This window comes from Aurantivibrio plasticivorans, from assembly GCF_055392955.1.
Genome location: NZ_AP036020.1, coordinates 1,819,101 through 1,834,829, shown reverse-complemented (window position 1 = coordinate 1,834,829; position 15,729 = coordinate 1,819,101). Strand labels below are relative to the sequence as shown.

At 47.6% G+C, this 15,729-nt stretch carries 13 protein-coding genes; 2 read left to right on the top strand and 11 right to left on the bottom strand.

The window, feature by feature from the left end:
* The first annotated feature begins 215 nt into the window (after window positions 1–215).
* Window positions 216–1,496, top strand: coding sequence for a nucleotide sugar dehydrogenase (locus ACZ5NB_RS08125; protein ID WP_460232624.1), 1,281 nt, complete (start codon window positions 216–218; stop codon window positions 1,494–1,496).
* Complete coding sequence (locus tag ACZ5NB_RS08120) at window positions 1,497–2,504, top strand: NAD-dependent epimerase (protein WP_460232622.1); 1,008 nt, start codon at window positions 1,497–1,499, stop codon at window positions 2,502–2,504.
* Between the two features lie 88 nt (window positions 2,505–2,592).
* On the opposite strand, the gene ACZ5NB_RS08115 is transcribed toward ACZ5NB_RS08120, so the two are convergent.
* The 11 genes from ACZ5NB_RS08115 to trpB form a co-directional block, all read right to left on the bottom strand.
* On the bottom strand, window positions 2,593–3,891 hold the full coding sequence (locus ACZ5NB_RS08115; protein ID WP_460232620.1) for an ammonium transporter: 1,299 nt from the start codon (window positions 3,889–3,891) through the stop codon (window positions 2,593–2,595).
* A 219-nt stretch (window positions 3,892–4,110) separates the two neighbouring features.
* Window positions 4,111–6,102, bottom strand: a complete 1,992-nt coding sequence (locus tag ACZ5NB_RS08110; protein ID WP_460232619.1) for a transglutaminase TgpA family protein — start codon at window positions 6,100–6,102, stop codon at window positions 4,111–4,113.
* Window positions 6,099–7,106 carry a DUF58 domain-containing protein gene (locus tag ACZ5NB_RS08105; RefSeq protein WP_460232617.1) on the bottom strand — a complete coding sequence of 336 codons (1,008 nt, stop codon included), beginning with the start codon at window positions 7,104–7,106 and terminating at the stop codon, window positions 6,099–6,101. Before ACZ5NB_RS08105 ends, ACZ5NB_RS08110 begins: the two co-directional genes overlap by 4 nt.
* Window positions 7,107–7,143: 37 nt before the next feature.
* Window positions 7,144–8,094, bottom strand: a complete 951-nt coding sequence (locus ACZ5NB_RS08100) for an AAA family ATPase (protein ID WP_460232615.1) — start codon at window positions 8,092–8,094, stop codon at window positions 7,144–7,146.
* A 109-nt stretch (window positions 8,095–8,203) separates the two neighbouring features.
* Entirely contained in the window at window positions 8,204–9,406 is a 1,203-nt protein-coding gene (locus ACZ5NB_RS08095) for an O-succinylhomoserine sulfhydrylase (protein WP_460232613.1), read from the bottom strand.
* A gap of 49 nt (window positions 9,407–9,455) precedes the next feature.
* Complete coding sequence (gene purF, locus ACZ5NB_RS08090) at window positions 9,456–10,991, bottom strand: amidophosphoribosyltransferase (RefSeq protein WP_460232612.1); 1,536 nt, start codon at window positions 10,989–10,991, stop codon at window positions 9,456–9,458.
* Between the two features lie 68 nt (window positions 10,992–11,059).
* A complete protein-coding gene (locus ACZ5NB_RS08085) occupies window positions 11,060–11,557 on the bottom strand; it encodes a CvpA family protein (protein ID WP_460232610.1) in 498 nt (165 codons plus the stop codon).
* Window positions 11,558–11,680: 123 nt separating this feature from the next.
* The gene (locus ACZ5NB_RS08080; protein WP_460232608.1) at window positions 11,681–12,253 is read right to left on the bottom strand and encodes an SPOR domain-containing protein; all 573 of its coding nucleotides are present in this window, start codon (window positions 12,251–12,253) and stop codon (window positions 11,681–11,683) included.
* Window positions 12,246–13,550: a bifunctional tetrahydrofolate synthase/dihydrofolate synthase gene (folC, locus tag ACZ5NB_RS08075; protein WP_460232606.1), complete on the bottom strand. Its 1,305-nt coding sequence runs from the start codon at window positions 13,548–13,550 to the stop codon at window positions 12,246–12,248. Before folC ends, ACZ5NB_RS08080 begins: the two co-directional genes overlap by 8 nt.
* Before the next feature lie 57 nt (window positions 13,551–13,607).
* A complete protein-coding gene (gene trpA / locus ACZ5NB_RS08070; protein ID WP_460232605.1) occupies window positions 13,608–14,414 on the bottom strand; it encodes a tryptophan synthase subunit alpha in 807 nt (268 codons plus the stop codon).
* A 39-nt stretch (window positions 14,415–14,453) separates the two neighbouring features.
* The gene (trpB, locus tag ACZ5NB_RS08065; protein WP_460232603.1) at window positions 14,454–15,668 is read right to left on the bottom strand and encodes a tryptophan synthase subunit beta; all 1,215 of its coding nucleotides are present in this window, start codon (window positions 15,666–15,668) and stop codon (window positions 14,454–14,456) included.
* Between the last annotated feature and the right edge of the window lie 61 nt (window positions 15,669–15,729).

Here is a 15,729-nt window from a genome sequence, read left to right as displayed (position 1 = left end):
TCCCTGAAAAAGCAGCTGCGTATCTGAACTCATCCATAAGACGCGCGTAATCTAACTTACCCATAATTAAAATTCAATATTTATCCTTCTCATAGCTTCCCGACTGAGCACCTCTTTCGCAGAAATCACCGCAGCACTAAAAGCTCCGCACAGTCACATGCAATATGTCATAATGTCGCCGCCTTGATTACCTCCTCTGACCAAGAGAGCATACAGTGAACAGAAAAATATCCGTTATCGGTCTCGGCTATGTTGGACTTCCTGTCGCCGTTGCCTTTGGACAAACCCACCACGTTATTGGATTCGATATCAACACGCATCGAATCCGAGAACTTAGTGAGGGCAAAGACTCTACCCTCGAGGTAGAACCAGAACAACTTCAAGCAGCAGACATCCACTTCACCAGTGACGCGCAAGACTTAAGTGAGGCGGACTTTCATATAGTGGCAGTTCCTACACCTATCAGACGCACCAAGCAACCAGATCTTGGTCCCCTACTGAGCGCCTCGAGGACTATAGGTAAACACCTTAAAAAGGGCGACATCGTTGTATTCGAGTCTACTGTTTACCCTGGAGCAACGGAGGAAGACTGTTTACCTATACTTGAAGCGGAATCCGGCTTGACCGCAAGCGTAGATTTCACCGTTGGCTACTCACCAGAGCGGATCAACCCAGGAGATAAAGAGCATACCTTCACCAAAATAACCAAAGTAGTCTCGGGTCAAACAATAGAGACACTCAATATTATCGCTGAGGTCTATGGCAGCGTTGTGACAGCGGGTATACACAAAGCGCCATCAATTAAGGCGGCCGAGGCTGCCAAAGTGATCGAGAATACACAGAGAGATCTCAATATCGCGTTGATGAATGAGCTATCTGTTATCTTCAAGCGTATGAATATTGACACGCTTGACGTGCTTCAAGCAGCCTCTACCAAATGGAACTTCCTTCCATTTAAACCAGGGCTCGTTGGAGGTCATTGTATTGGTGTAGACCCCTACTACCTCACCTACAAAGCAGAGCAGCTAGGATATCAACCTAATGTAATTCTTGCAGGGCGTCGCATTAATGACTCAATGAGTGATTACATAGTCACCGAAGCCATCAAAAAGATGGTGTTAAATGACATTCCCGTGCGTAATAGCCGCGTTGCGATTCTTGGCCTTACCTTTAAAGAAAACTGCCCCGACCTTCGGAACTCCAGAGTGATGGATATTGTTTCCGAGCTTTCCAGCTATGAGATCAACCCGCTAATCCACGATCCATTGGCTGACCCAAAAGAGGCCACTGAAGAATATGGTCTAACGCTCAGCGAGTGGGATGACATCAATCAACTGGACTTGGTTATCATAGCAACCGCTCATGATGACTATAAATCGCTCTCACCAGCGAACCTAGCAGCACGATTAAAACCTAACGCGTTAATATTCGACGTAAAAGGAATTTTGAACCGAGAAGACTATGCCGCAGCAGGCATGACCATTTGGAGATTGTAAATGAAAGTATTAGTAACTGGCGCTGCTGGTTTTATTGGATCTACTCTCAGCCACCAATTACTTGAGCGCGGAGACCAGGTTGTCGGCATCGACAATTTGAACGACTACTATGACGTGCAGTTAAAATTAGATCGCCTAGCCCGCCTTGAACCACATAAAAGCTTCAGCTTTGTAAAGCTTGATGTCGCTGATCGGGAAGGTATGACCTCTCTTTTTAACAAAGAAAAATTCGACCGAGTCGTACACCTTGCGGCACAGGCTGGCGTGCGCTACTCGATTGAAAACCCTCACTCCTATATAGATTCAAATATTGTCGGTTTTTGCAATATTCTAGAAGGATGCCGCCATAACATGGTAGAACATCTTGTTTACGCGTCATCAAGTTCTGTCTATGGTGCGAACAAAGCTCAACCATTCTCTGAACAACACAATGTAGACCACCCAATCGCCCTATACGCCGCCAGTAAAAAAGCAAATGAGTTAATGGCGCACTCGTACTCTAGTCTGTACAACCTGCCGACCACAGGGCTTCGCTTCTTTACGGTTTACGGCCCTTGGGGCCGCCCCGATATGGCCCTATTCAAGTTTACAAAAGGAATTATTGAAGATTCGCCTATCGATATTTATAACCATGGCGAAATGATCCGTGACTTTACCTACATTGACGACATAGTCGAAGGTGTCGTGCGGACTCTAGACAACGTTGCCACTGCAAACTCTGATTGGGACGGGACTGATCCAGACCCCTCGACAAGTTATGCGCCTTATCGGATCTACAATATTGGAAATAACACACCGGTAAGACTAATGGACTTCATCGAAGCAATCGAAAAAGCCGTGGGAAAACCTGCTATCAAGAATATGATGGATATGCAGCCAGGGGACGTTCCGTCAACATGTGCTGACGTTTCAGCGCTAGAAAATGATGTCGGTTTCAAGCCCAATACATCAGTCGTTGATGGTATTAACCGATTCGTCAGCTGGTACCGCGAATACTTCAAAATATAGCGGCGGCGTTACCACGCGCTCGACACAACTTACTCACAAAAAAGGCCATCGTATGATGGCCTTTTTTGTGACTACGCGATAACAAGCTTTATAAGTTATACCCAGACTCTTCATGCGAGACCACATCCAGCCCCTGGGTCTCATCTTCTGCACTGACTCGAATACCACCGGTCAATACACTGGTGATCTTGAGAATCACCCAGGTAGCCACCGCGGTGAATACGATAGTCGCGACAACACCGATTAGTTGCGCTTGAAGCTGACCTCCCATGGTCATACCTTCAGCGTATCCTTGACCACTGAAAGCACCTATCTGGTCAGATGCAAAGAATGCCACTAAAAGACTACCTAAAATGCCGCCTACGCCATGGACTGGAAAGACATCCAGAGAGTCGTCAATTACTAGCTTGCGTTTGATGAACTGAGTCGCCGCAAAACAGACCAAACCCGCCAACAAACCTATAACAATTGCCCCTACTGGTCCAACAAATCCGGAGCAAGGCGTGATGGTCCCCAAACCTGCTACCATGCCAGTGACAATACCTAACACACTTGGCTTACCAAATTTCTTCCACTCCATCGCGACCCAAGCAAGAGATCCAGCCGCTGCGGATAAATGGGTAACCAACATAGCCATCGCTGCGTCACCATTAGCTGCGAGAGCGGAACCACCATTAAACCCAAACCAGCCAACCCACAGCATGCCAGCACCCGTGACTGTCATGGTCAGGTTATGTGGAGGCATAGGTGTTTTTGGAAACCCATTGCGGTTACCAATGACAACAGCACACACGAGTGCGGCAACACCGGCTGTAATGTGGACCACAATCCCACCCGCAAAATCTAGCACGCCAAGCTCTGACAACCAGCCGCCGCCCCATACCCAGTGGCAGACAGGTGCATACACACCGATCAACCAGAGTGAACTAAATATGAGAACCGAGGAAAACTTCATTCGCTCAGCAAACGCACCAACAATGAGTGCCGGCGTGATTATTGCGAAGGTCATTTGGAACGTAGCGAACAAGCTTTCAGGAATATCTCCCGATAAGGTATCTTCTCCTATACCGCTAAACAACACCTTGGAAAAATCGCCAATCAAGCTATTGCCAGTCCCAAAGGCAAAACTATAACCGAGCAGCAACCACAGGATTGACGCAATACAGGCAATAGAAAAACATTGCATCAACACCGATAAGACGTTTTTCTTACGAACAAGACCGCCATAAAACAGGGATAAGCCTGGCAGAGTCATAAATAAGACAAGCGCAGTAGATGTCAAAATCCACGCTGTGTTGCCGGTGTCTAATGTATCGGCTAGTGCAGTTGTCGGGATCAGCAGCGCGAGCAACGCCGCCGTCGGTAAGGTTACCAACGTTCTTTTCATGGGGCTCTCTCCAAGCAATGGTCTATCTTTGGCTACCGTCGAGGGCAGCTCTGATCGTTGTATTGTTATATTAATTACAAATTAGAGGATAGAGAGTTGCCTAGCTCAAAAACTAGCCATCGACTCGCCCCATTTTGCGGCACAAATAATAACGAAAATCGGAAGCGCGTACAGCTCAAAAATTGAATTTTCTGAATCGACAGACAGTCAATCGGCACTTTATCGATTGACTAGCGAACGCAGCACCTCCAGCTGAGCGGCGTCATTTTGATAGGTGTACGTTTCATAAGCGGTTGAAACCTGCTCAATCCAGTCTGCCTGATCCGGTAAGGCAGACATTGAGCGTCGAGCAAATGTCCGCGGTGGCTCTCCTTTCCCCCTCTCAATTCCCAGCGTTGAAAGGCGCTTTAAAAACTTATGGTAATACTTATCAGCCAATGTCATTCGCTGCTGACGCATTGAGATCAACAAGCTCACTCCGATTGCGGCCAAAATAACTGCCCCCGAGCCAATGAGTAGCAATGCTATGCGCATTGGAGTGATATCTCCCAACAACCGGCGTAAAAAAGCAGTCTGTTGTTCTTGGTTATAGCCCATCACCGTCGACTGCCACTGATATTCGATAGCCTCTAACCTCAACTTAAGGTTATTGATAAAGGAAAGGTGGCTAAAACGCTCGAGTGACAATGTGCCTGTGAGCAAAGGTACTTCGTCAACGCTTAACGCGGCGTCTATCCCGCTTTCAATTCTATTCGGCGCTACCCAAGCGGTAGGATCAACTCTCACCCACCCTTCGCCTTCAAACCAAACTTCCGACCAAGCGTGCGCATCCGCTTGTGATACTCGCAAAAAATTTTCTAAAGGATTCCACTTCCCGCCTTGATAACCTGCAACCACTCTCGCTGGTATACCAGCTGCGCGCATCATCACTGTAAAGCTTGACGCAAAGTGTTCACAAAACCCCCGACGCGTTTTCCACATAAACTCGTCAACGGAGTGTTGCCCCAACAATGGAGGAGATAATGTATAAACAAAATCGGAGCGGAAATAATTAAGGACTTTTTGCATGTAGGCTCTTTCATCGTTACCTACCTCGTTTAACCATTGATGGGCCGTTGCAATGGATTCAGCGTTGAATCCGTCGGGCAAATAGGTGTTACGCCGACGAATATGGCTGGGCAAAGAGTCCATTTGAAATGCAAAATTCAAATAACTTTCCACAGAATAACTTATTCTTGTCCCGATAGGTTTACGACGGACCAAACGATTGTCACCGGTAACACGAACTGCCTCTTCATTTGAACGAGCAGTAGGAATAGCGTAAAGCCAATGCTGCTGAGTCGGCTCCATAATGACATTATAGCGAATTAGCTTGCCGTCAGCTTGAAGTAAAGGTTCATCCCTTGTCGCGCTAGCAGATTGCCGCGTTGGAACAGGATAAGATGAAATACCACCCAGTTCCCAGCGCCTCCCATCAAAATCAGAAAACACAAGACCGCGCCAATACAGATCGGAATTAAGAGGAATGACTTCGTTTTCAAATTTCACTTTAAAGGCTGTGGCGTTACTTTGAGCCAGGTTGCTAAAATCACCGGGCGCCATACTGTCACTAACCCCCGTTTTAGCCGTGTTAGTAGGCTGCGGAACAGCCCATATCGACCCAACTCTTGGCATCGTAATGAATAAAACAAACATTAACGGGACACTTTGAAATACCATGGTCGCGGCATAGCGAAAGCTTATAGCGGGTCGTGTGTGCGCAGACTGATACAAACTAAGCAAGGTTGTAGTTAACAGAATCACGCAGAAGAACACATAGATTGTTGCGAGCATCGACTGGTAAAAAAGTAATTCTGTCGCAACAACAAAATACCCCAAATAAATAATTAACAACGCATCGCGTTTACTACTCATCTCCAGCAACTTCAGGATAAACATAGTAATCAACAGCGCGACCATCGGTTCTAAACCGTAAAACTTGCGAAAACTTGCACCCAGGCCTATCACGCAAACCAACAACAACGTCGCTTTTACCCAAGATTTTGGAAATCCCCAAATACCACGATATATTTGTACTCGCCACACAACCGCAACAGACCATGCTGCAATAACCCAAATAGGAAGACGACCTAGATGTGGCACTATCAGCAGTAATTGGCTCACCAACAACCAAACAAAACTGGCACGCGATAACTGAAAATAAGGCGTCATAATGTGGACGACTCCGCTACGTTCCCGTTTGCTTCACCAGCTCGAAACAGCGCGAGTTCGCGTAACATGTTTTCGATATGCTGCGACCCTTGCGCAGGACTGACCTCGATACCGGGCAAACGCAGTCCAACATCGCGTCTCTCTTTCGACGCCTCTAACACCCAATAACACAAACGTGACAAGCGCGCTTCAGTATCCATCCCTCCGAGGTAATCCCAATCCAACCATAAACGCTGATCAACATAAGCCGAATATTCTTTCGACATCACATCCATTCCCCGAGCGAAATGTTTCCATGAGACATTCTTCATCGAGTCTCCGACGTGATATTCACGAAAACCGACGAACTCATCTGCTCCCACACGAGCGGATTCAACGCCCTCATCAGCAATAGCCATTGATGGTGGCAAAGGCCCTGCGTCTACCGGTTTGGGATAGACCAATACAGCGGGAGGGAAACGAAGACGAGCCCAACAACGTATCAATCCGAGCGGGAAATAGGATTTTACGTGTAGCACCCCTGGGTTAAACCAACCTCTTTGGTCGGCGCTGGCACTTACCGACACAGTCCGCTCTATAATTGATACCAACTCTGTATGTACAGGGTCATTCTCTTCCCAAGCCAGCCCAATATCTTCCCGGATCCGTTTGCTGTTTCGGGTAAGCAATATTTTTATTTCTGCTATTTCCCCCTGAAAAACGGGGGACGCGCCCTGCAATTCGATGCTAAGGCCTGATAAATTTGAGTACGAATGTAAAATCGTGACGACCATTAATGTTGTCAGTAAAAAAGCCAAACTAAGCACGATATTATTTTCGTAATTTGTCCCCAGCAGCCAAAGAAGTAGTGTCACCAGCAAGAACCAAAAGCCCTGCATCGAAGGAAAAATGAAAAGATTTTTTTGGCTAAAGGTATGTTGATTGGAAATAGGAATACGTTTGTTTGCCCATTGGACAAATCGCTTCTGAAAAAAATGCTTTAAGCGCTGTATCATTGTGAACATTATCAACTCGTTAATGCAGCTAGCTTGAAAGGCAAATTTATGCGAATACATCTACCGCATTAAGAAGTCTATCCACCAGGGCTTTGCCGTGACTCTCCCCATAATCGCCGACATCGCGCACACGATGACCGATTACTGCCGGCGCAACAGACTGAATATCTTCAGGGATAACATGTTGACGATTATCTATTAACGCCCACGCTTTTGCTGACCGTAACAACGCAATAGCACCTCGAGGAGACAACCCATAACCAAACTCAGGCGCTGTGCGGGTATATTTTATAATTCTTTGCACGTAGTCGAGCAACGCATCGGACGCCATGACGCCATCAACCTGGTCTTGTAAGCTAGCAAACTCTTTTAGCGTCACGCGAGGTGCAAGTGTGTCGAGCTTTTCGCGGGGATTAAGCCCTTCTAACAAGGTTCGTTCAGCGCGAGGATCGGGATAACCCAACTCAATCCGCATCAAAAAACGATCAAGTTGGCTCTCCGGCAAGGCAAAAGTACCCGATTGAGATGAAGGGTTCTGTGTGGCAATGACAAAAAATGGATCAGGCAGCGCACGGGTCTCCCCTTCAATAGTTACCTGGCGCTCCTCCATTGCTTCCAGTAACGCGCTCTGTGTTTTGGGTGTGGTACGATTAATTTCATCGGCCAATAACACTTGAGAAAATACCGGGCCTGGATGGAAATTAAATTGCTGTGTCTCCTTGTCGAAAATAGAGTACCCCAGGATATCTGCGGGTAGCATATCGCTAGTAAACTGGATGCGTTGGTAGGCTAAGCCTAAGGTGTTTGCAACAGCATGCGCCAAGGTAGTTTTACCCATTCCGGGTAAATCTTCGATGAGCAAATGGCCACGGGAGAGCAAACAGGCCAAGGCAAGCTTCACTTGGACATCTTTGCCCAACAAGACTGTACCGATCTGCTCGACTATTTGATTGAGGGTATTGTAAGTGTCGCCGCTTTTTACTACTGCTTTTTTCATAGGATAATCGAACGATGCTTAAGACTGTTGGCAGGCTCAGCACATCTATCGATAACCAGGTTGCGACTATGTGTGGAGATAAATGGCGCGATGCTAAAACGATAACCCTCTACACACGGGCAAAACCGCGATCAATGTCTGCAATTAAGTCTGCGGGATCTTCTAAGCCTACCGCGATGCGCACCAAATTTTCAGTAATTCCCGCTGCACTCTTATCTTCCGGCGACAGGCGGCCGTGAGTAGTGGTAGCTGGATGAACAATGGTGGTTTTTGCATCACCTAAATTGGCTGTTAAAGACATAATAGACGTCCCATCAATGAATCGCCATGTCGCGTCCTGATCGCCTTTCACGCAAAACGATAGCACTCCACCAAATCCACTCTGCTGTTTCTTAGCAAGATCATGGCCGGGGTGGCTAGGTAACCCAGCGTAATATACTCGCTCTACCTTGGGATGTACGGCTAGGTACTCGGCAACTTTCTGCGCATTGCTGGAATGTGCTTCCATACGAAGCCTCAAGGTTTCTAAACCTTTGAGAAAAACCCAAGCATTGAATGCACTCATAGTTGGACCGGCAGTACGTAAAAAAGAAAGCACTTCATCCATTTCTTCGCGCCGGCCAACTACCGCACCGCCGACACAACGCCCTTGGCCATCAATATATTTTGTCGCCGAATGGATGACGATATCAGCGCCGAATAACAGCGGTTTTTGAAGCGCTGGAGTACAAAAGCAGTTATCAACTACAAGCAGGCAATCTCGCGAATGAGCAAGGTCTGCCATTTGTTGAATATCCACTACCTCGCACAACGGATTAGACGGTGTTTCCAAAAACAAGAATTTTGTTTTATCAGTAATGGCACCTTCCCATGCGGCATAGTCTTTCAATGGCACAAGTGTTACATCAACGCCAAACTTTTGCATGTAACGCGTAAACAATACGGTGGTTGTTCCGAAAACACTGCGCGAGCATACAACGTGATCACCTGACTGCAATAACGCCATACACGTACTTAAAATGGCCGACATTCCCGACGCAGTAGCAACGGCCGCTTCGGCACCTTCCAACGCCGCGATACGATCTTGGAAATTTCGCACTGTTGGGTTGGTGTAACGCGAGTAAACATTGCCAGGTTTGTCGCCAGCAAAACGTGCGGCAGCATCCGCAGCCGAATCAAAGACATAACTTGACGTTAAAAACATCGCTTCTGCATGCTCACCTTCTTGCGAACGGGTTTGCCCGCCACGTACCGCAATGGTGTCTATTTCCCCATCCAGAATAAATGTTTGTGCGTCCGAATCTCGGCTCATCTTGCTTCCCAACTGCTTAATCAATTAATTGAATCGTATATCGTATTACTTAACCTGCTTCGGATGCATCATTATGTAAACCGATAATTGTTTCGTTATCGCTCACCGTTTGTTGGCGGCGTAATGACTTAATTTTATCGTTTCGCTCTGATTCTATGCGGTCCAAATAAGTGGTGTCGACATCACCGGTGATGTACTCACCAGTAAACACCGAGCATTCAAAAGCATCGATATCTGGGTTACCTTCGCGCGAAGCCGCTATTAAATCATCTAAGTCTTGATAGATTAATAAGTCCGCTCCAATTTCTTGGCATACCTCTTCGGTCGTTCGCCCATGCGCAATTAATTCTGAGGCGCTTGGCATATCAATGCCGTACACATTAGGATATTTAACTGCCGGTGCAGCGGACGCAAAATAGACCTTCGCTGCTCCCGCCTCTCGAGCCATTTGGATTATCTGCTGGCAGGTAGTACCACGCACAATAGAATCGTCTACCAGTAACACGTTTTTGCCTTTGAATTCTAAATCAATCGCATTAAGTTTTTGACGAACCGACTTTTTGCGTTGTTGTTGACCAGGCATGATAAAGGTTCGACCAATGTAGCGGTTTTTCACTAAGCCTTCACGAAATTTGACGCCTAAATGTTGCGCTAACGCTTGCCCAGCTACCCGGCTACTATCAGGAATAGGGATAACCACATCAATATCGTGGTTCGGCATATCACGCAGAATTTTTTCGGCAAGTTTTTCACCTTGGCGTAAACGCGCTTTGTACACGGATACATCATCCATAATGGAATCAGGGCGCGCGAAATATACTTGCTCAAAAATACACGGGCGAAGAATTGGCTTTTCAGCACATTGCCGTGTATGTAATTTACCGTTTATATCAATGTACACCGCCTCACCGGGAGCCACATCGCGTACACGATCAAAACCAAGCACATCGAGAGCAACGCTTTCAGACGCGATCATGTATTCGTCACCTTTTGGTCCCTGTCGTTTTCCAAAAACCAACGGCCGAATACCCCACGGATCGCGAAAACCCAGAATGCCGTAATTGGCAATCAGTGCAACGGCTGAATAACCACCGCGTACACGCCGGTGTAACCCTTCGATTGCTTTAAAAATTTCTTCTTCTGTGGGTACCAATTTACCCATCGCTTGCAATTCGTGGGCAAAGACATTCAGCAACACCTCAGAGTCTGAATCAGTATTGACGTGGCGAAGATCGGTTTTATATAAGTGCTCGTTAACTTCTTTCGAGTTAGTTAAATTTCCATTGTGCGCAAGCGCAATACCATAAGGCGAGTTAACATAAAAAGGTTGTGCTAGCGCTGGTCCTGAACCGCCAGCAGTAGGGTAACGAACATGACCAATGCCAATATTGCCTAACAAGCGCTGCATGTGACGAGTTCGGAAAACATCGCTGACCAAGCCATTGGCTTTTTGCTGCGCAAGCTTCCCGTCTCCGCAGGTCACCATCCCGGCTGCATCTTGTCCACGGTGCTGAAGAACCGTCAGAGCATCATACAACTGAAGGTTAACATCGGACTTACCTACGATACCGACTATGCCACACATATAAGAATCACCTTTGATCAATATCGACCGGGACAGTGTCGATCACCAACCCAATCCTAAAATCTACTTTAAGAGAATAGCCCTTGTACCATTTCGATAACAGTACTCGCCAACTGTCTGCACCAACCTTCCATCGATAAAAAATAGGGAATTAACGATGACTCTCGCCACCAGGGTTCTTGATCGATAGGTAAGATGGGAGGCACTAACAACAATAACGCCATCACGACAATCACACCGCGTACAGCGCCAAACACCATGCCAAACGTTCTATCTGTGCCAGCAAGGCCGGTCATTCGCACCACCTCGCCGATGAGATAATTAGCCATGGCTGACACAACCAATGTGGCAGCAAACAGAATACCGAAGGAAACCATTTCTCGAAGCGATGGCGAGGCAATGGTATCGACAAACAGGGTTGCCAGTGAACGACTGAACAGAATTGCAACCACGAAAGCGGCCACCCAAGCGGCCAGAGATAGCGCCTCTTTAATGAATCCTCGCTTCAAGCTAATCAAGCTGGAAATGAGAATAATTACCAGGATGGCTATGTCGGCCCAGTTCATTATGGCGTCTCATGAAAAGGGTCTAGAACAACCCATGTTGAGTGAGCCGGTATGCTACTGACAATCGCTAAATGAATCAATTCGCGACAGCCGCTTTGACTAATTTCTCGCATACAGCTGTTATTAAGGCGCAAATTTAACCAATAAGCTATCAACCTTGAGCTCCCGCTCTAACGTCGCTTGTTCTTCGAGCGCCTTTTCTTTGCTTAACTTTGGACCAACAAATACTCGATAGACTGGCTTCCCCGCCACATCGCCCTGACGAACATAGCTTCGGGCGAACCCTTTATCCCTGACCAACTGCAAAAACGCGTCAGCGCGCTTGCCGTCAGCAAAGCTAGCGACCTGAATAGACCAGCCAGTAGGGACACCACTGCTGCTTATATCGGGTGCCCGCTGTGGGACACGATCGGCCAGGCTTTTAGTGCTGGTTTCAGCGGGTGTTATATCCGCTTCTAGCTCGGCTTCGGGATGGGCGTAATTTTCATCGAGCGGTTTAGCAGGTCGAACCACCTGAGGCGGTGCAGGCGGGGGCAATTCGAGTGGCTCTGCGATGACCACTGGCTCTGGAGGCACCTTGGTTGCTAGATCTATTACCCTTCGCCCGCCGCTGTCCAAGAAAGTTGGGACAAAAATTACAGCAACCGCAATAAGAACAACGGCTCCAATTAGTCGCTGCTTTAAACCATCATCCATTAAGGTCTCCTGATTCACTTGAAAACGCTGTGATGACGGATAACACCTCTGCCACAGTATAGAATGAGCCAAACACTACAATTGTATCGCCTGCCGGTGTGTTTCGAATACAGCGCTCAAACGCTTGGCGCACTGTATCACAGCGATCAACTGCATGCCCTTCCCTCGCTAGCTGCTTTTGCAAATCGTCAGACGCTGCTGCACGCGGGTTGTTTTCTAAACCCGCCACCACCCATTGATCTATGAGAGGTAATAATGGACGACAGATTCCGGGGATGTCTTTGTCCGCCATCACTGCAAATATCGCTGCTTTACTACCTGGTATTGTCGATAAACGCGTTGCAAGCAACTCTGCAGCCGCTGGGTTATGAGCAACATCGAGAATAATTCGCCTACCCGATACCCAGCACTGCTGGTTCCGGCCGGTTAACGTCAAACGTTTTAACTCTCGACTCACCTGGTCTCTATCGAAGGTTACCCCGACATAAGCTAGGGCCTGCAACCCTGCAACAACTGACGGCATAGGTAGAGAGGGAATGGGGAGACTAGTGTAATCACTGTTTGACCGCAGGTCGGCCTGATCCCGCGTGATGCTAAATTGCCAACTCACATCGTCCGTAGACCAATTCAGGCTATTGCCGGCAGAGACCAACCTAGCGCCAACCTCAAGAGCGTAGCCAGCAATACTATTTGGTGGATCTGGGTCTACACAAATTGCGGGAGCCCCGGCGCGCATGATGCCGGCTTTCTCTCGGCCAATTGTTTCACGGTCATTACCTAACCAATCTTGGTGATCCAGGGCAATACTCGTAATCACAGCAACATCAGGCTCGATGATATTGACGGCGTCGAGCCTCCCTCCTAGACCGACTTCGAGCAACCAAATATCAAGGTCTGCCTCACAAAATATCCATAAGCCTGCGAGGGTCGTGTATTCGAAGTAAGTTAATGAAACACTTTCGCGGGCACGCTCGATGACGTTGAATGCTCGCAATAAGGCATCATCCGACACCATTGCACCATTAACCCGAATGCGCTCATTGAAATGCAAAAAATGGGGGGAAGTATAAGCGCCCACCGTGAGGCCAGATGCTAGCGCGAACGTTTCCATGGTTGCCACGCAGGAGCCTTTTCCATTAGTCCCGGCAACAGTAACAACTTTGGTATTACTCGACTTAAGACGAGTAAATATGTCGAGACGTTTAGCAACGATCGAAATGCGATCGAGTCCCAACTCAATATCTTTTGGGTGCAATGACTCTAGCCAACCAAGCCAATCCGACAGGGTCTTTCGCATAGTGAGACCGATACCAATTTATACTGACAATTGAATCAACGACAGGCGCTCAAAACACTAGCTATCAATCGCCGCACGGATAGGTGCAACCAATTCTTTTACTGCCGCCGCAATTTCATCGTCGGCTTTAGATGCCCGCTGCCCCATGGCATCAACAAATAAACTGCCAACCACTGCGCCATCGGATATTTGTGTCACTGCACGCGCAGAATCTCCAGTTTTGATACCAAAACCGACGCAAATCGGTAAGTCAGTTAGTTCGCGTAATGCGTTCAATTTATCATTCACATCGTCGGTATCGAGAGTACTAGAGCCGGTAACACCTTTAACTGACACGTAGTACAAAAACCCGCTGGCACAAGCAATAATTTTTTTCGCGCGTTCTTCTGTCGTGCTCGGTGCAACTAGGTAAATCATATTTAAGGAACGGTCGGCCAAGGCTTGTTTTAGTGCGGCGCCCTCTTCCGGTGGAAGATCTACAATAATCACTCCATCGACACCCACTCGCTCAGCTTCGGCTGCAAACGTTTCGTAGCCCATGCGCTCAATCGGGTTTTCATAACCCATTAAAACAACGGGAACATCTTTATTGCTTTTGCGGAACTCTTCAACAACAGCGAGACTAGAGCGCAAGCTTGCTTTATTTTCTAGTGCTCGTTGATGCCCCAACTGAATCGCACCGCCGTCTGCCATCGGATCTGAAAACGGCACACCTAATTCAATGATATCCGCCCCGCCTTCTACCAAAGCATGCATAGTCGGTAAGGTCGCGGTCAAACTTGGATCGCCATTCACGATGTAGGTTACTAACGCTTTACGGTTCTCTTTTTTTAGTGCTGCAAAGCGCTCTTCAATTCGGCTCATGTAAATTATTCCCGCACAATGTCTTTATCTAATTGGTAATCAGCTAATCTGAACGCCATCAAGTTCGGCGACGGTATACAAGTCTTTATCTCCGCGACCCGATAAATTAATTACTAAAATATCCTCTTTATCCATAGTAGGTGCCAGCTTTGCGCCATAGGCCATTGCATGGCTAGACTCCAACGCGGGAATAATACCTTCAACCTGAGAGGTTTGCCGGAAGGCTGCCAGCGCTTCGTCATCATTGATAGTGACGTAATTAACGCGACCAATATCATTTAACCAGGCATGCTCCGGGCCAACACCTGGATAATCCAAACCGGCGGATACAGAATGGGTTTCGATAATTTGTCCGTCTTCGTCTTCCATTAAATAGGTACGATTCCCATGAAGTACACCAGGAATTCCTGCGGTTAACGGTGCAGCATGTTTTCCAGTCTCAATACCAAGGCCACCCGCCTCAACTCCATACATCGCCACTGACTCATCAGCCAAAAAGGGATGGAACAAGCCAATCGCATTTGAGCCGCCACCAACACATGCAATCAATGCATCGGGTAAACGGCCCGTTTGCTCAAGACACTGCGCTCGAGCCTCGCGACCAATAACTGCTTGGAAATCTCGCACCAGTAAAGGATAAGGGTGTGGCCCCGCAACAGTACCAATAATATAAAAGGTGTCATCGATGTTCGTAACCCAGTCACGCATCGCTTCATTCATGGCATCTTTTAAAGTTTTTGAGCCTGAGTGAACGGGAATTACTTCAGCCCCCAACAGCTTCATACGATAAACATTGGGTGCCTGGCGCTTCACGTCTTCAGCCCCCATGTATACCTGGCACTCTAAGCCAAGTCGCGCAGCAATCGTCGCCGTCGCCACACCATGTTGACCTGCACCAGTCTCAGCGATCACGCGCTTTTTACCTGTGTGCTTCGCTAACAATGCTTGACCAATCGTATTATTAATTTTGTGCGCGCCAGTATGATTTAAGTCTTCGCGCTTTAAAAAAACTTTTGCTCCGCCCCACACTTGAGTTAAACGTTCTGCAAAATACAGGGGTGAGGGTCGACCAACATAATGCGCGAGATCTCGATCAATATCCGCTAAAAACTCTTCATCACTTTTTAAACGGTCATACAACTCCGTCAGTTGATCGAGTGCATCCATCAAGGTCTCAGCAACAAAGCGTCCACCGTATGGCCCAAAGTGGCCAGTGGTGTCAGGAATTGCTGCATAATCGGGTTTATCGGTCATCCGAGCCTCTTTCAAATGTCATTTACTGTGTGTTTGGTTGTCTAACCTAGTGGTTAGGTGC